The following is a 16,747-nucleotide window of genomic DNA, read 5'->3' as shown; positions in this document are numbered from 1 at the left end:
CCGCTACCATCGCGGACGGCCGGCCGTTACCCGCAACTCCTGTAGTTTCCATGAGCCCGACTCACGGTGCAACCGCATGTATACCCGGAAAGGGGCAGCCGCCTGCGCATACCAGTACCGTCCGACCAGAAATCGATGCGGTTCCAGCAACCGATCCTCTTCCAGTTCAACGCGCAGGGGGGGGTATGCCTGGAAAAAGTCCATTAATACGTAACGGGCCTGCATGCGGCTATAGAGCTGCCCGCGCCCCAGCAAAGCTAACTCTACCTGCGTGGGCGCTTGCTCCAGCAGTCGCGCGGCATCGCCCTGCGCCAGGGCTTCAACCAGTACCTGACGCAACGAATCTGCTGGCTGCGCCTGCCCCCAGGTCCCTCCAAGCAGCCACAGCGCTAATACGCCTACCCGTATCCAACCCCACCGCACTGGCTGGCTGCTATTGGTCACCCCAAGCTTTACCCGCATATCGTACCGCTACACCAATCGGTATGGAATTTTCTCGGCCCCGTTCAGCACGGCCAGAACGGCTTCGGCGCAGGCTCGGGCCATAGCTGTCCGCGCCTCGACGGTTGCACTGCCCAGGTGGGGCGCCAGCACCACCCGATCACTTTCAAGCAATCCGGGATGCACCTGAGGTTCGTGCTCAAATACATCTAGCGCCGCTCCGGCAATTTGCCCATGCCTCAGTGCTTCGACCAGGGCCGCCTCGTCCACTATAGCTCCCCGTGCCGTGTTGACCAGTACAGCGGTTGGCTTCATCTTCGCAAAGGCGGCCTGATCGAACAGGTGATAGCTCTCTTTATTAAGCGGACAGTGTATGGAAATCACATCACTGATGCGCAGCAGCTCATCAAACGACACGTAGCGCGCGCAACTCTGCCGCTCGACGGTCGGGTTGGCCGGTCGCCGGTTATAATAGACAACGCGCATGCCAAACCCCAGCGCCCGTCTTGCCACTGCACTTCCGATGCGCCCTAAACCTACGATGCCCAGCACCTTATCGTGCAGATCATATCCCAGCAACAGCTTGGTCTCCCAGCGCTTAAAATGTCCGGCGCGCACGTAGCGATCCGCCTCCCGCACCCGACGCACCAGGGCCAGCAACAAGGCAAATGTAAAATCGGCAGTAGCCTCGGTTAGCACACCGGGCGTGTGGGTTACCACGATTCCGCGCTGGCGTGCAGCTTCCAGGTCAATGTTTTCATAGCCCACGGCATGTTGCGCCACAATGCGCAATCGGGGGCAAGATGCCAGCACCCGGGCCGTTATCGGATCCGAGGGCATGGTGATCAGTGCCTCTGCTTCCCGGGCGGCTGCAATAAGCGCCTCTTCGTCGAGCGGCTGTGCAGGATCCGGTTCAAGCACCTCCACCTGGTAGCCCTGGTCCAACAGCGGTCGGAGACCTTCTTCCATGACGGGTCGCGTAACTACGATGCGTGCCATAGGCCTGTCTGCGTTCCATGGTGAGGGATTACTTCAACCAGATGCGAGTAACGCCCGGCCCCCCCTGCTCCCACGGAGCATCTTCGAAGCGCGCTACGTCAGAGCGTCCCTGCAGGTAGGTGCGGATAGCCTGTCGCAGGGCACCGGTGCCCTTACCATGCAGCACCTCTACTTCGCGTAAGCCGCCAGCCACCGCTTCATCAATGAGGCGTTCAACGGCCTGCAACGCCTCGTCTACCCGATAGCCGCGCACGTCAATGCGCGTGCGCGCCTGCAGGGCCGGAAGCGACGTTGAGGCAGCCGCTCGCTGGTGCGCGCGTCGAGCGGTCCGGTTTAGCCGGCGCAGTCGACTTACCGGCACGCGCATCTTCAAAGACCCTACGGCAATTAACGCTTCATCATCCTTCAGCGCCAGCACCTCCGCCGGGGTACCGCCCTCGTCAAGCACCACCTGGTCTCCCACAGCCAGTGTTGGCCGCGGTTCCTCGGAACCCGACGGCTGAGGGCGCGCCTTACGCCGCTGCTCGCGCACGCGTCGCCGGAAACGCTCCAGCGCTTCTCGCGCTGCTCGCGTCGCTTCCCGTTCGGCCTGTGCCTCTTTGATCTCTCGAATGGTGCGTTCAATGCGCGCGTTGGCCTCTTGCAGCAATTGTTCCGCTTCTTCAAGCGCCCGCTGCCGAATCGCCTCGGTTTCAGTTTCAAGCCTTTCGCGCTGCTCCCTGTACTCGCGCTGAAGCCGTTCGAGACGCGCCTGCTCTTCCGCCAGGACAGCCAGGCGGGTTTCCAGCTCCTGCGTACGTTGCTCGAGCGTCCGAACCAGTGCCTCCAGCGCTACCTGCTGCCGTCCTACAAGCGTCTGCGCTCGGACCAACACCGGTTCGGGAATGCCCATGCGCCGGGCAATTTCAAAAGCGTACGATGAACCAGGTACCCCAGGCTGAAAACGGTAGGTGGGCCGAAGCGTCGTCTGATCGAATTGCATGGAGCCATTTTCGACACCCTCGGTTTCATAGGCAAACACCTTGAGCGCCCCGTGGTGAGTGGTCGCAATCGTGCGAGCACCTCGCCGCGTCAGCGTCTCAAGGATGGCCTGCGCCAGCGCCGCCCCCTCGTCTGGATCCGTTCCCGTTCCGGCTTCATCAATCAGCACCAGTGTGCGCTCATCCGCGTGCGCCAGCATGTACGCCATATGGGTCATGTGGGCGCTAAAGGTGGACAGGTCGGCTTCGACCGATTGCTCATCGCCAATATCAATCAGCAATTGATCGAAGAGGGACACATGCGAGGCGGGATCCGCAGGGATAGGGAGCCCGCAGGCCAACATGAGCACCAGTAGCCCTACCGTTTTCATGGCAACCGTCTTGCCCCCTGCGTTGGGACCGGTAATGATAAGCGTACGGTACGTGCGCCCCAGGCTCAAATCCAGCGGCACTACCTCACGCACCTGGCCGGTTGTCTCTCGGAGCCGCCGAAAGTGCAATACCAGTACGGGATTGCGTGCACCTTTCAGATCAATGATGCCATCATTTGCGACTTCAGGCACATGCGCTTCGAGCAGCTCAGCCAGGTGCACCTTGGCCTGAAGCAAGTCAAAATGCCCCAGCACGTCGAGCGAAGCCTCCAGCGCGGAAAGATGAGGACGGAGCCACCCCGTAGCTTCTCGCAGAATGCGATCGATCTCGCGTTGCTCGGCCAGCTCCAGCTCGCGCACGGCGTTGTTTAATTCCAGACAGGACGCCGGTTCGATATAGACCGTCTGCCCTGAGGCCGAGGTGTCGTGCACAAAGCCGGGCACCTTGCGGCGGGCTTCGGCGCGCACCGGAATGACCATGCGTCCGTTACGAAGGGTAGGTTGCGCTTCGGTTGCATAGCCCTGCCGGATGGCCTCCTGGAGTGCTTCGAGCAGGGTTTCCCGGAGCCGCTGGCGTTGCTGAGCGAGCCGGCGGCGCAGGCGGCGGAGTTCGGGGGAGGCGTCGTCTCGCACCTGCCCCTCTTCATCCACAACAGCCGCCAGTTGCCGCTCCAGCTCCGGAAGGGGTGTCAGGCGTTCGGCCAGGGCAGCCAACGCCGGGTACTTCTGTCGCCGCTCTTGAAAATAGCGAGCCAGCAGCCGGATCGTTACCAGCACGCGCCGCACTGCCTCCAGCGCCTCGCCCTCAAGCCGGGCGCCTTCGGGTGCAGCTTGCGCGAGCCAGGGGCGCAGGTCGATCAGGTGCTCCAGCGGAACAGGATCATCAAAACGCAACGCCTGTTGCAGCTCTTCAACCCGGGCCAGCTCGGCCCTGACCGCTGCCAGATCCCGCAACGGCCGGAGCTGCGCGACCGCCTCGGCGCCCAATGCGCTGCGCGCATGCGCCCTGAGCGCCTCGCGCACGACGTCAAAGCCCAGCCGCGTCTCCAGCGTGTCCGGATAGCAGCGCAGCGCTGCGCCGTCCGCCATCATTGCACCGTTGAGTGATCGCCAACATTCAGGCGCTGCGGATGACCGCGCACCTCTGCGTGCTGCCCTACCAGGGAGTCGGCCAGCACGACGCCTTCAACGCGCGCATGGGCAAACAGGATGCTGTTGCGCACTACCGAGCCGCGCACTTCCGCCCCGGCTTCAATTGACACGTTGGGCCCGACGACTGAATCGACTACCCGTGCTCCGGGCCCGACATACACCGGTTCGTGCACAACGCTGTTTTCGACGGTGCCCAGCCGAAGCGTATCCTGCTCTTTGTGCAGCAAATGGCGCGTCGTTTCCATAAGCGCTTCAATGGTGCCACAGTCGAGCCACTCCGTGACAGTAGCGGTCTTGAAGACGTAGCCGTCTTTGAGCATGCGATCGAAGGCGTCCGTCAGTTGAAATTCCCCTCCGTGCCCCCGGATGTTGTGGTCAATGAGCTGTTGGATATAGCGGCGCAGGACGCCCAGATCTGCCACGTAATAGATCCCGATCAGCGCCTCATATGAGATGGGTTCTGCGGGCTTTTCGACCAGCGCCACGACCCGATCCCCCTCGCGCACGGCCACTCCAAAGCGTCGAGGATCCTCCACCTCCTTGACCCACATAACCACGTCAGCGCCTTTCAGATCGACATTGGGCTCCATTTCAAAAAGCGTATCGGCGAACACCACGATGCCTTCTCCTTCCAGGTGGTCGCCGGCGCAGTAGACAGCATGCGCTGTTCCTTCGGCCACCGGCTGCACCGCAAAGTGCGCCTCCATATGGTGCCGACTGCAGATGTCCCGAAGCTGCGCGCGGATCTCCTCGCCAAAATCTGGGCCCAGCACAAAGATTCCTGCGTCCAGATGACGCGGCAGCACCCGGTTAAACGTGTCCACGATGCGCTCCACCATGCTCTTGCCCTTGACGGGCAGCAGCGGCTTAGGCGTCACGTGCGAATGAGGCCGCACGCGCGTCCCTCGTCCGGCCATGGGAATGATCAGCTTCATGGTGCTTTCTGCTTACTTTGATGAGCACGTTCGGCCTCAAAGATAGGACACCTGTGCTAAGGAATGGGTGTGCTCCGGCGCATTTCATCCATCGACTTTTGCCAAAAGGCGGCGTTCGGCACCGTAGTTGATTGGGACCCGGGACGTCCGGAATCTAAGAACCAGAGGTTACGTGATCGTATGCAGCGTGCAGGTTATGTGCTTGTAGCCCTGAGCCTACTGCTGGCCGGGTGCGCTCGGCTGAGCCACACAGAGCAGGGAGCTGCCGTCGGTGCAGGAGCAGGTGCGGTAGTAGGCGGCGCTATTGGGAAAGCGACAGGCAATACGGCCCGAGGCGCTATCCTGGGCGCTATGGTAGGGGGCACGGTTGGCGCTATAATCGGGCAGCGCATGGACCGCCAGGCGGCTGAAATGCAACAGGAGTTGCCTGATGCCCGCATCGAACGCATTGGGGAAGGCATTCTGGTTACGTTCGATGCAGGCATTCTGTTCGATTTTGACTCAGCAGTGCTGCGCCCCGAGGCCCGAGAGAAGCTGCGGCGCCTGGCCCACAGTTTGAAGAGATATCCCGACACAGAAGTGCTCATTGTAGGCCACACCGACAGCACCGGTCCGGCCTCCTATAACCAGCGCCTTTCTGAGCGACGCGCCGAGGCAGCCGCCGCCTTCCTCATGCGCCAGGGCATTCGTCCCAGCCGCATTCGCACGTTAGGGAAAGGCGAAACCGAGCCGATAGCTTCTAACGCTACAGAAGCAGGACGCCAACTTAACCGACGCGTCGAAATCGCGATTTTTGCTAGTGAGGCGTTCCGAAAAGAGGTGCAATCATCGTATTGAAAAAATGGACAAGCTGTTTCCCCTGTCGCGGACGGATGGGCATGCCCGCCATCCACTCAGCAAGCTGACCGAAGCGGAGGCGCTGGCGTGGCAGCAGCGCCAGATTAAAGATCTCTGGCGCATTTTCCGCATTATGTCGGAGTTTGTCGAAGGTTTTGAGACGCTCTCGCGCATTGGTCCCTGCGTATCCATTTTTGGCTCGGCGCGCACGCCGCGCGGCCACCGATACTATCGACTGGCCGAAGCAGTAGGCCGCTGTCTCGTTGAGCACGGCTTCGGCGTAATCACCGGAGGCGGCCCGGGCATTATGGAAGCGGCCAACAAAGGCGCCAAAGAAGCAGGCGGCGTGTCGGTTGGCCTGAACATCGTTATTCCCCACGAACAGGAGAGCAATCCCTACATTGACCGCGACAAGCTGATTAATTTTGATTTTTTCTTCGTACGCAAGGTGATGTTTGTCAAATACGCCCAGGGCTTCATCGTGCTGCCTGGCGGTTTCGGGACCATGGACGAACTCTTTGAAGCCCTGACGCTCATCCAGACCGGCAAAGCCACTCGTTTTCCGGTTATTCTCATGGGCACCGACTACTGGAAAGGGCTCATCGACTGGCTTCGAAGCGAAATGCTGGCTGCTGGCAATATCTCTCCCGAGGATCTGGAGCTGTTTAAACTGACCGATGCGCCAGAAGAAGCAGTCCAGATTATCGAAACCTTCTACCGGGAACGTGCATTAGGTCCTAACTTCTAATACTGTGCAGTTTTGGTAAAAAAACCGTTATCTTTCTTTTTAGCGCCGGAACTTGTATCTTTAAGCCTTGTCTTCAATCCCGGCCTCGCTACAAGTTTCGAATTTCCAAACACTCCAACCAGAGAACGATGATGCAGAAAGGACGCATGGGAGCGATTCGTTCCGGGCTCTTCCTGCTGGGCGTTGCCTTCTGGATGACCACGTTGATCCCCGTGACCACCCGGGCCCAGCAGTCCGAGGAGTACAAGCGGGTATTTAATCAGGCGCTGGAGGACGCCAAAGCCAAACAATATCAGAAGGCCTACGAGGGCTTTCTGCAGGCTGCTGAGATGGCCCGGCAGGCCAACGACGAGGAAGTAGCTCAGAAAGCGTTGCGCATTGTGGCCCAGCTCGACTACAACTTTGGCCTGCGCGCTTATCGCAATGAGCAGTATGACAAAGCGCTGGAGCATTACACCAAGGGCATTGAGCACGACCCCTCCTATCCCAAGAATTACTTAGGCAAAGGACTGGCGCTGCTTAAGCTTGAGCGCCTGGAAGAGGGGCTGGAAACGCTGAAGCAAACGCTGGCCGTAAGTAAAGAAGCAGGGGATCGTCAATCCCTGCGCGCTGCTGGCAAGGCTATTCGGGATCATTACCTCTACCTGGCCTCCAGCACACTGGCTCGCAATGGAGGCAATCCTCGGCCTTCAGATGCACGCGAGGCCATTGGCTATCTGGATGAGCTGCTCCAGATTGAGGACGTTTCCCCGGACGCCGATGTGTACTACTACTACGCCGAAGCGCTGAAGACACTGGGTGAGTATGCGAAAGCCGTAGAGATGGCCCAGAAGGCACTGGAGCTGCACCGGGGAAGCCGTACCGATAAGGCTAAAATCTACTTTGTAATGGGCGAGGCCTATATGCTGATGGGTGACAAGGAAAATGCGCGTCAGGCCTTCAGCAACGCGCTGTACGGGAGCTACAAAGCGCCTGCTGAGCATTACCTGTCGCAGCTTTCCTCGTCCCGGTAATCGAAACCCCAGCACGTTCAGGTATCCGCGAAAGGCCCGCAAAAGCGGGCCTTTCGTATCAAGAGCGTTGCCGGATCATCTGCATGCGCCGCTGCCCGGACTGCGCCTGCTTAACCGTTCGATGAAATCAGGAACGCCCGAATTTTCTGCACTTCCTCTTCAGTCAGGTTTGCGCGCACGCGCATGTGGTGGGTAATGATCTCCCATTCGGGATCCCCGAACGCAGCAGGAGGAGGCGCGTTGTGGCAGCGGATGCAGTTTTCTCCCCAGAGCTGCACGCCAGGTTTTGTGTCCAGGACCCGTGGCCGAGGCGGCCTGGCAGTCTGTTCGGTGTTGTCGGCTACGCTTGCGCTGAAGGTTACCGGGCTGCAGCCGAGTAACCCTGCGCTGAGCAGCCCCACGCACGTCAGTAAGGTATAGCGTTTCATGGCTTCGGTTCTCAATTAGAATCCTATCGCAATATGAATCATGAAGGCGTTTTTAAAGAACTTCTCCCCATGCGCTTCGCCAACCGTTTCTGTCTTTAGCATCCCCCCTTCTTCCTCATGCGCTTCGTCCAGCGCGTTAATAACCAGATAGCTGAACTTGACGACCGTGCGCCAGTCAATCCAGTAGTTGAGCCCGATGGCAACTTCACGCTGCCGCGTTCCCCACGGCGCTTCTGGTGCCAGTTCCATCTGCGAAACGCGTCCCACCAGCTCCAGGTGACGCAGCAGCGCATGGGCCACAAAAGAAGGCTGCAGGGAGGCCTGCAGGAAATAGGCCCAACTGGTGTTGTCAAACGTGCGCGACGTGAGCGGTCCTGCTCCTGGATAGGTAGCGCGATCGACCTGGACGGCGTTGTACTGTCCCTTGACGTTGAGCACGCTCCGAAGAGCCGGCAGCGTGCGGACCAGATTGATATCCACGCTGTACATCCGCGCAGCTACCTTTTCATAGTCCGACCCATCTGCCCCAACACGCGCGTACTGGCCAGAGAGTCCGATTTCCAGCGAAAGATTCGAAAAGGGAAGCACGCTGAGACGGCCGCCTACCGCTTTGTTGCTGTTGTTGTCTTCCACCTGACTGAAGACCAGACGCCCGGCTTCGGCCGGATTATCCGCTCCGTCCAGCAAAGCCGGTCCGTTGGTAACATAAACCGCATAGGTCAACCGTCCTTCTCCCAGCGGAAAAGCGCCGCGCAGCTCGAAGCCAAAGTCGGCTGTCGGCCCGACAGGATTATGGTGGTCAAACCCCAGCGGGGCGGTAGGCAGCCGATTGATCCAGGCCGGATGCAGGTTGGGCACAAAAATCCCAAAGGGCAACAGGAACTGCCCGACCCGAGCCGTCACCCGATCGGTCAATTTATAGGCGACATTTGCGTATTCCAGATCGAACGTTACCTCTCCCTCATCAAAAGCCACGCCCAGCTCCCCCTCAAAAAGCAGTCGATCTGACTGTCGCCAGAGAAAGATGGGATTAAAGCTTCCGCCGACAAAGCTACTGTTCAGCGGTTCGCCTTCGAACTTGCGGAATTCCAGTCCAGAATGCGCATACCCGCGCACGGTAAAGAGACTCTGGCCAGGCGTCGGATCCAGCCGCTGGGCCTGAAGCGAAGAGACGCCCATAAGTAGCCAGAGCGTGACCCACGGGATATATAGGAATCGTTTCATTGCCTCCTCATGATGGTTTATTTCCGGGCTAAGGTGCGTACGTAGGTAACCACCTGCCACCGCTCTGCTTCGCTTAACATGCCCTTGAAGGCAGGCATTGCTCCCCGACCTTCACTGATCTTCCAGAAAAGCGCCCCATCGGTCTGCGCCTGAACGGCCTTGCTGGTCAGATCGGCCGGTCGAGGATTGAGAGCCATACCGGCCGGTCCATCCCCTCGACCTCTGGGGCCATGACAGACGGCACACTGTTGCTGATAAATTCTTTCGCCCATCTTGAGGGCCTCTTCTACCCTGTTGGCATAAGGATTCTTCAGGGTATCTGCCCAGGCAGGTGCCTTCCACTTGCTCTGCACCGCTACAGGCCGCTGAAAGGAGAGCCCTAAACCACTTCCAAGACCGAATAAGAGCAATATCCAGAAAGTGCTTCGCATCATACCTTCTGCTTAGTCATCGTTTACCGAAATCATTTTTATGTTTAAACAAAAAAAGTCCGACTGGCAAGCATGTGCATAAAAAGTTACATTTAAAAATTAATGTTTTAAGATACATTTATATTTATGAAATCATTACACTATTGACATCATTACATATAAAATAAAAAGCCCCGAGGTGTTTTTAGACCTCGGGGCTTTCTGGTGCCGTGCGGATTTTATGCGACAAGCACGCCCAGCTCTCGGCCAACCTTCTCAAAGGCCTGGATGGCAAAATCAAGGTCTTCACGCGTATGCGCAGCACTGGGCATCACACGGATGCGGGCAGCGCCTCTGGGCACAGTGGGGTAGCCAATGGCCATCGCAAAGACCCCTTCCTCAAACAGGCGGCGGCTAAACGCTTGCGCCAGCGGCGCTTCTCCCAGCATAATGGGAGTAATGGGGGTTTCGCTCTTGCCCGTATCAAAGCCCAGCGCTTGCATTCGGGTCTTGAAGTAGCGCGCGTTGTCCCACAGACGCTCGACCAGTTCGGTGCTCTCCTCCAGCAGGTCGATGGCTGCCAGGCAGGCTGCCACATCGGGAACCGTCATGGCACTGGAAAACAAGAACGGCCGGCCACGCTGGCGCAGCCATTCGATCAGCCGTCGGCTTCCGGCCACGACACCTCCCATTACGCCGAACGCTTTCGACATGGTGCCCACCTCAATATCAACCACTCCGTGCAGATCGAAATGATCGACAATGCCCCGCCCTCCTCGGCCCAGCACGCCTTCGCCATGGGCATCGTCTACCATTAGAATGCAGCCATACCGCTTGGCCAGCTCTGCCAGACGCGGCAGCGGTGCAATGTCCCCGTCCATGCTAAACACCCCATCGGTCACGATGAGCTTGCGGCGATACTGGGGGCCATGCTCTTTGATCAGGTCTTCCAGGGCATCGACGTCGTTGTGGGGATAGGCGATGATTTTAGCGCGGCTCAGGCGGCAGCCATCGATGATGCTGGCATGGTTTAACTGATCGCTGAAGATGACGTCTTCCCGGCCGACAATGGCCGGGATCGTCGCCAGGTTGGCGGCAAAGCCACTCTGAAACGTAATCGCGGCTTCTACCCCCTTGAAGGCAGCCAGCCGACGCTCCAGTTCTACGTGGAGCGTCATGGTACCCGCAATGGTTCGCACGGCACCGGGACCGACCCCGTATTGCTCCATGGCCTTGCGCGCCGCCTCCACCAGACGCGGGTGGTTCGCCAGTCCCAGGTAGTTGTTGGAGCAGAAGTTCAGCACGCGTTTCCCCTCAATGGTCAACCAGGCGCCCTGGGGCGATTCAATGGTGCGAATGTGCGTGTACAGCCCTGCTTCTTTTAAGGCGGCCAGTTCGTCATCAATCCAGCTCAACGGATGGTTCATGGCGCATTCCGGTTGGGTTCAGCGCTTTTGCTCTCCGTTCAAAATAGCAGGTTCTGAAACGTTAATCCATGCCATTGGGATATAGAATAATTTTGGCAACGACTTCGTCGCCCGGATGCATCAGGAGCCGAAACGCCTGCTCATAGTCTTCCAGAGGCAAACGGTGCGTAATCAGGGGACTGAGATCGACGGCACCTGTCTGGAGCAGCGCCCGCATGCGATGCCAGGTATCCCAGATCTTGCGGCCGTAGATGCCCTGCACGGTTGCCCCTTTGATCACCACGTGCTCGTTCCAGTCAAGCGTAATCGACGCAGCCGTTAGCCCAAGGGCGGCCACCTGTCCACCGGGCCGAAGCGCTTCCAGCGCTGCGTAGATAGCGGCCGGTGCCCCGCTCATTTCCAGCACAACATCTACGCCATCGCCTCCCGTCAGCGTGCGCACCTGGCCTACCACATCATCCTGTTGAGGGTTCAGCGTTACATCAGCTCCCATGCGTCGAGCTAAAGCCAACCGCCGCTCGTTAAGGTCCGTGGCCACAATGAGCCGCGCTCCAGCTACGCGAGCCACCGGAATAGCCATCAGGCCAATGGGCCCACATCCACTGACCAGCACGGCCCGACCGGCCAGATCAAATGCGTAGGCTGCATGCACGGCGTTGCCAAACGGATCCTGCAGCGAAGCGATTTCAGGGGGGACATCCAGGGCATTCACCCAGACGTTCTCCGCAGGAACGCATACATATTCAGCAAACGCGCCCGGACGGTCGATTCCGATCACCCGCGCATTCCGGCACAGATGCAGTTGGCCAGCTCGGCAGGCCGCACAGGTATGATCTACAATGTGCCCTTCCGCCGATACGAACTGTCCCACCTCTAACCCTTCCACCTCCTCACCTACCGCAACAATTTCACCCGCAAACTCATGTCCCAGAATCAACGGCGGACGAATGCGATGCTGGCTCCAGGCATCCCACCGGTAAATGTGCACATCGGTGCCACAGATCGACGCAGCCCTCACCCGGATCAACACGTCCCGAGGGCCCGGCCGGGGCACGTCCGTCTCGATCAATTCTAACCCGGGTCCCGGACGCGTCTTGGCCAGTGCTTTCATGGTCATCGGCATCTTCTCCAACTTTGCCTTTTGCTTGCCTTTCAACGCAGACTGCCTGTCTGAGACAGCCCTGCCGTCTGTCGGAAAAAATACAACGCACCTGGCTAAAAGCCGGGCGCCTTCCATGAAAAAGAGGTGGCCCCGTTCCCCTCCGCCAATCTGTCCATCACGGCTTTACAGGAAAGAACCCGTCATTGTCGCGAAAATCCTCAGCACTGACTCAGCAGCACCGAACAATCCAGATGGGCAGCATGGTCTTCGGCAGCGCCGGCAACAACCGAGCGGTCCGGAGCTCCGTGCGGTTGCACTCTGCCGGAAAGTTTCAGCCTCCGGAAATGCACAGGCTAACCGAGGCCACTGTAATGCTCAGAGATAGCGTGCAACTAAGAACGGAAACAGCCCCATGAAAGCCCTCTTCGATTCCTCTGAGCTTCCCCTGCACATCGCATCCCACTCCGCTAACGCTCTTGAAGACAATAGCTGCAGGTTTACTCGGGCATCGTTTTTTCTATCCTTCAAGATCAAGATTTGCCCAACAAGTTGCATCGACGGGACCAGTCCTTTAGCTTTTGTTTCAATCCATTTGATCCGGTCGCACTCAAAATTTTTTCCATACTATGACGAGCCAGGAAGCCATCCAGCATCTGTCCCATTTACTTGCGCAAACGCGCCAGCAGGCACCGGTCCCTTTCACTGAGCGCGATGCCAAACGGGCGCTGGCGGCTCTGTTGACCACCGACAATCTGTGGGAAGCGATTCGGCTGAGCCATGTGCCCCTGCGGGCGCTCACTGCGTTCTGGCACCAGCTCATCGCTGCGGAGCTCCTGGAAGCCCGGGACGGTGCGCTGCGCCTGACCAAAAGCGGTCAGGCCCTGGCGCAAGCGCTGGGCGTTGCGCCAGCGCGCGAGGCCACCTGCCCGCACTGCGAAGGGCGAGGGGTTGACTATCACACGTTGCCTGAACAGGTGGTTACCCGCTTTGCAGAGATCTGCAAGCAACGCCCCGAAGCCATTCAGGCCTATGATCAAGGCTTTGTCACCGAAGCAACCACCCTCTCGCGCATTGCTTTTGCCTGGCATCGCGGCGATCTGGAAGGGAAAACCATCATTGTGCTGGGGGACGATGACCTTATGAGCATTGCCGCCGCTCTTACCGGCGCCCCTGCCCGCATTTTAGCCATTGATATTGATGAACGGTTGATCCAGTTCATTAACGAGGTGGCTCGCCGCGAAGGACTTGACCGGCTTGAAGCCGTCCGCTACGACCTGCGCGACCCACTGCCTACATCATGGCTCCGCAGTTTTGACACCTTTATGACCGATCCTACCGAAAGTTTTCTGGGCTTTAAGACGACCATTGAGCGAGGACTCATGGCCCTGCGCGGTCCAGGTTGCGCAGGCTATTTTGGCCTGACCCACGTAGAATCAAGCTATGAGAAGTGGGCGCGCATCCAGCGCTTTTTGCTCGACAGTGGCGCTGTCCTCACCGACTTACTGGATGACTTTAGCGCGTACATCAACTGGGGATATATCGAGTCGATGCGCTCCTGGAAATGGCTTCCCACACACCGCCCACCCGAACGCTCCTGGTATTACTCGGCGCTGCATCGCATTGAGCTGCTGCGCACGCCTGCCCTGGAAAATACGGCCGTCGAAGGAGACATCTTCAGCGACGAAGAGGCTGCTACCACCTAACGTATTACAAACCCATTACATACAGCGCGAAGCGATTCGACGGAACGAACGTTTGACGCTACCGGTTGTCGCGAAACAGCCGGTAGCTTTTTTATGGCCGGACCGGTGGTTGAAGCGGTTGTTTCGCTGCGCCATGCAGCAGCCGCCGCCCCTCAGTTGGAAGGGGTTCCCACAGGAGTTGAAGGACTGGATGACCTATTCTTCACTACGGTCTGGCAAGCGCATCGCCCGGTACGCAGGCCGCTGGGCGGCATTCCTCGCTATGCCGTTCTCCAGGTTACCGGCGTAGCCGACACCGGCAAAACCCTGCTTGTCGAGCAGTTTGTCATAGCGCAGGCTCGCCAGGGTCACGGGTGTCTCTTTCTGACCACCGAGAACCCGGCACCCTTTGTCGCCATGGGCCTGCGCACCCGGGCGGCGGCCATGGGCACCGACTGGCAGGCCATCGAAGAACGCATTGTGCTCATCGACGCGGCCACGCATACAATTCTGCTTCAGGATCTACCCACCCTGCTCAATACGTTAGCGCACGCCATAAAAACCTACCACGTGCGGGCTCTTGTAATCGATTCCATCACCGGTCTTTATGAAGCACGGGAAATGCTGGCCCGCGACGTGGTGCGACCGATCTTTTCCTTTTTAAAAAAGTGGCGCCAGACCGCCTTGCTGGTTTCCCAGAAACGCAGCGGCCACGAGTTGCTCACGGCCGAAGCGGCCGGGGGGTATGCGGTAGGGCATATTCTTGACGGCACGCTGGTGCTGGCCAAACAGCCCATTACCAGTGTCCAACAGGCCCGGCTCTACCGCTTGCCCCTTGGCGAAACGGTCCGGCTGTTTCGTATCGATGGCTGCCGGCTTTGCGGGCACGACACCAGCACCCACGTGCTGGATATCACACCGGAGGGACTGGTCCGCATCGGCCCCAGCCTTCAGGTGCTGCATCAGACCTCCCCGGTAGCATCAACCTCCGAGACGTAGCCATGCCGGTTGAAGTCATTCCACAACCTGTGGATCTCGACCAACGCGCCCTGCAGGTTTTTCTGAAGGCCATTGAGCTGGCCGGTGGTCCGCGTGGCTTGATCGAGCGCAAACGCCTGACCTGGCTGCCCAGCCTGATGGAAGCCGCCTATGCGGTGGTGCTGGAGGCCGAGCATCATCGATCGGCTGATGAAATTGCCCGTTTTCTGGGCCTCTCAACGGCTGCCACGCGCAACTTACTCCGGGCTTCGACCGAAGCCGTCCGAGAACGACTGGACCAGGAAGAGCCCTCGGAACGCAACGTGCATGTTGCTGGCGGCCTGGCTCGGTTGGCCTACAAGGCCCTCCAGCGTGAAACGGCCTCGCAGGCAGGGTGAAGCTGCCTTGCCTGCACTACCCCAGCCAGCGGATCACGTAGGCAAGGCCAGCCGACACGCCCATAATGACCAGACTATAAGCCAATAGCCCCGCGTAGAGTCCGCGATATGCCTGGAGCTCCTGCTTGATCTCCAGGGGGAAGGGGGAAGCTGTTGCGCTTCGGCTGCGAAGCAGCGTGGCTACGCCAAGCGTTGCCAGACAGCCGGTTACATTCCACCAGAGCCAGGACACTTCGGCTTCGAAGGCCAACCAGAGTACCAGGTTAACCCCCACGCCCGCCAGCAATCCCACAATAACCCCCGCACCGGTAGCCCGTCGGCTCAGAATAGCGAGCAGAAAGGCTGCCAGAATAGGGCCGTAAAAGACCGATCCGATCTTGTTGATGGCTTCAATGACGGTAGGGGCAACCCCGCCTGCAAGAAACGCAAATCCTGTGCAGATTGTCCCCCAGACTACCGTAAGCAGCCGCGAAACCTTCAAATAATGCCGATCACTGGCCTGAGGGCGCAGGTACCGGGCATAGACGTCCTGGACGGTTGTTGCTGCCAGTGCGTTGAAGGCTGAGTCGATGCTCGACATGACCGCAGCAAACATGGCAGCCAGCAGCACCCCCGTAATACCTGGAGGCACGTATTGCTTGATAAAGAGCGGAATCATGTAGTCCGGATGGTCGGCAGGTACGGCCGCTGCAAACGACGGTACCGCCTGCACAAAACCGGCAAAAAACACCCCTACCAGGATGTAAGAAAGTACCAGCGGAAAGCGTCCGATTCCGTTCAGAAAAAGCGCGCGGCGGGCGGTGTCCTCATCCGGCGTGGACAGTACCCGTTGAATCTGACTCTGATCGCATCCGTAGTAGGAGGTGTACAGAAACAGTCCTCCCAGCAACATCGGCCAGAACCCAAAAGTAGCCCCGTCGCCCCATCCATGCGCGGTCAGCTCAAGCGCCTGCAATCGATCGGTGGGCACGTGCGCTAGTAGCTGTTCCCATCCGCCTCCCACCTTCAGCGCATACCCCAACACAATGAAAATCCCTGCCCAGAGCACAAAAAGCTGAATCACGTCGCTCCAGATGTCCGCGGCAATCCCGCCGATAGTTGTGTACAGCAAACAAATGCCTCCGACCAACAAAATGGAAACAGGCAGAGACGTATCCAGGATGGTCGAAAGCAAAATGGCAGCCGCATAGATAGCAACGCCTGTAGCCAGACTACGGCTGAGCTGGAAAATCAGGCTGAACAGCAGCCGAGTCGCCACGCCAAAACGCTGCTCCAGGTATTCGTAGACGGTAATAATGCCGGCGCGATGAAAGGCGCGCGCCAGCACAGCAGCCACGGGAATCATGGCCAGGGGTACGGCGAACTCATACTGGAGCCATTGGAGACCGCCCCCTGGTCGCAAGGCTACAAACGCTGGCGCGCTGATCATGCTGATGACACTGGCCTGGGTAGCGATAATGGAACATCCAATCACCCAGGCAGGCATGCGCCGGCCTCCCAGAAAATAGTCCGCTCGTCCCTGAAAGCGCCGTCCAATAAGGTAAGAGAGCAGAATAAGTCCGGCAAAGTAGGCGCCAATGACGGCATAATCCAGCGCCGTAATCATCGTGTTGGCAGGCGAG

16 protein-coding genes are annotated in these 16,747 nt (G+C 58.9%); 6 read left to right on the top strand and 10 right to left on the bottom strand.

Annotation, left to right across the window (positions count from 1 at the left end):
* Positions 1-3 precede the first annotated feature (3 nt).
* The 4 genes from BUA15_RS05010 to BUA15_RS04995 are packed head-to-tail and all read right to left on the bottom strand — an operon-like array spanning position 4 to position 4,878.
* Positions 4-462, bottom strand: a complete 459-nt coding sequence (locus BUA15_RS05010; RefSeq protein ID WP_072714864.1) for a DUF4783 domain-containing protein — start codon at positions 460-462, stop codon at positions 4-6.
* A gap of 9 nt (positions 463-471) precedes the next feature.
* Complete coding sequence (locus BUA15_RS05005; RefSeq protein ID WP_072714863.1) at positions 472-1,440, bottom strand: 2-hydroxyacid dehydrogenase; 969 nt, start codon at positions 1,438-1,440, stop codon at positions 472-474.
* A 28-nt stretch (positions 1,441-1,468) separates the two neighbouring features.
* Complete coding sequence (locus BUA15_RS05000) at positions 1,469-3,883, bottom strand: endonuclease MutS2 (protein ID WP_072714862.1); 2,415 nt, start codon at positions 3,881-3,883, stop codon at positions 1,469-1,471.
* The gene (locus BUA15_RS04995; protein ID WP_072714861.1) at positions 3,880-4,878 is read right to left on the bottom strand and encodes a sugar phosphate nucleotidyltransferase; all 999 of its coding nucleotides are present in this window, start codon (positions 4,876-4,878) and stop codon (positions 3,880-3,882) included. Before BUA15_RS04995 ends, BUA15_RS05000 begins: the two co-directional genes overlap by 4 nt.
* A gap of 180 nt (positions 4,879-5,058) precedes the next feature.
* Between BUA15_RS04995 and BUA15_RS04990 the strand changes: the two genes are divergently transcribed.
* From BUA15_RS04990 to BUA15_RS04980, 3 genes are all read left to right on the top strand, one after another.
* The gene (locus tag BUA15_RS04990) at positions 5,059-5,715 is read left to right on the top strand and encodes a YiaD family glycine zipper/OmpA-like lipoprotein (RefSeq protein WP_072714860.1); all 657 of its coding nucleotides are present in this window, start codon (positions 5,059-5,061) and stop codon (positions 5,713-5,715) included.
* 4 nt (positions 5,716-5,719) lie between these two features.
* Positions 5,720-6,463 carry an LOG family protein gene (locus tag BUA15_RS04985; protein ID WP_072714859.1) on the top strand — a complete coding sequence of 248 codons (744 nt, stop codon included), beginning with the start codon at positions 5,720-5,722 and terminating at the stop codon, positions 6,461-6,463.
* A 128-nt stretch (positions 6,464-6,591) separates the two neighbouring features.
* Positions 6,592-7,476: a tetratricopeptide repeat protein gene (locus BUA15_RS04980; RefSeq protein WP_245771922.1), complete on the top strand. Its 885-nt coding sequence runs from the start codon at positions 6,592-6,594 to the stop codon at positions 7,474-7,476.
* A 110-nt stretch (positions 7,477-7,586) separates the two neighbouring features.
* On the opposite strand, the gene BUA15_RS04975 is transcribed toward BUA15_RS04980, so the two are convergent.
* The 5 genes from BUA15_RS04975 to tdh form a co-directional block, all read right to left on the bottom strand.
* The gene (locus tag BUA15_RS04975) at positions 7,587-7,904 is read right to left on the bottom strand and encodes a c-type cytochrome (RefSeq protein ID WP_072714858.1); all 318 of its coding nucleotides are present in this window, start codon (positions 7,902-7,904) and stop codon (positions 7,587-7,589) included.
* Between the two features lie 15 nt (positions 7,905-7,919).
* Positions 7,920-9,128, bottom strand: a complete 1,209-nt coding sequence (locus tag BUA15_RS04970) for a hypothetical protein (protein ID WP_072714857.1) — start codon at positions 9,126-9,128, stop codon at positions 7,920-7,922.
* A 17-nt stretch (positions 9,129-9,145) separates the two neighbouring features.
* Positions 9,146-9,400, bottom strand: a complete 255-nt coding sequence (locus tag BUA15_RS13700) for a c-type cytochrome (protein ID WP_178139381.1) — start codon at positions 9,398-9,400, stop codon at positions 9,146-9,148.
* A gap of 377 nt (positions 9,401-9,777) precedes the next feature.
* Positions 9,778-10,965 carry a glycine C-acetyltransferase gene (locus BUA15_RS04960; RefSeq protein ID WP_072714855.1) on the bottom strand — a complete coding sequence of 396 codons (1,188 nt, stop codon included), beginning with the start codon at positions 10,963-10,965 and terminating at the stop codon, positions 9,778-9,780.
* 61 nt (positions 10,966-11,026) lie between these two features.
* Positions 11,027-12,076: an L-threonine 3-dehydrogenase gene (gene tdh / locus BUA15_RS04955; protein WP_178139380.1), complete on the bottom strand. Its 1,050-nt coding sequence runs from the start codon at positions 12,074-12,076 to the stop codon at positions 11,027-11,029.
* A 617-nt stretch (positions 12,077-12,693) separates the two neighbouring features.
* On the opposite strand from tdh, the gene BUA15_RS04945 reads away from it, so the two are divergent.
* The 3 genes from BUA15_RS04945 to BUA15_RS04935 all read left to right on the top strand — a co-directional run bounded on the left by BUA15_RS04945 (position 12,694) and on the right by BUA15_RS04935 (position 15,125).
* Positions 12,694-13,770, top strand: a complete 1,077-nt coding sequence (locus BUA15_RS04945; protein ID WP_072714852.1) for a bis-aminopropyl spermidine synthase family protein — start codon at positions 12,694-12,696, stop codon at positions 13,768-13,770.
* Between the two features lie 93 nt (positions 13,771-13,863).
* Positions 13,864-14,748 carry a KaiC domain-containing protein gene (locus BUA15_RS04940; RefSeq protein ID WP_072714851.1) on the top strand — a complete coding sequence of 295 codons (885 nt, stop codon included), beginning with the start codon at positions 13,864-13,866 and terminating at the stop codon, positions 14,746-14,748.
* A gap of 2 nt (positions 14,749-14,750) precedes the next feature.
* Positions 14,751-15,125 (top strand): regulator, encoded by a 375-nt coding sequence (locus BUA15_RS04935; protein ID WP_072714850.1) that lies wholly within the window; start codon positions 14,751-14,753, stop codon positions 15,123-15,125.
* Between the two features lie 16 nt (positions 15,126-15,141).
* On the opposite strand, the gene BUA15_RS04930 is transcribed toward BUA15_RS04935, so the two are convergent.
* The gene (locus BUA15_RS04930; protein ID WP_072714849.1) at positions 15,142-16,731 is read right to left on the bottom strand and encodes a sodium:solute symporter family protein; all 1,590 of its coding nucleotides are present in this window, start codon (positions 16,729-16,731) and stop codon (positions 15,142-15,144) included.
* Positions 16,732-16,747: the final 16 nt, after the last annotated feature.

The organism is Rhodothermus profundi, assembly GCF_900142415.1.
Lineage (GTDB): Bacteria > Bacteroidota > Rhodothermia > Rhodothermales > Rhodothermaceae > Rhodothermus > Rhodothermus profundi.
This window is presented reverse-complemented; position numbering and strand designations above follow the sequence as displayed.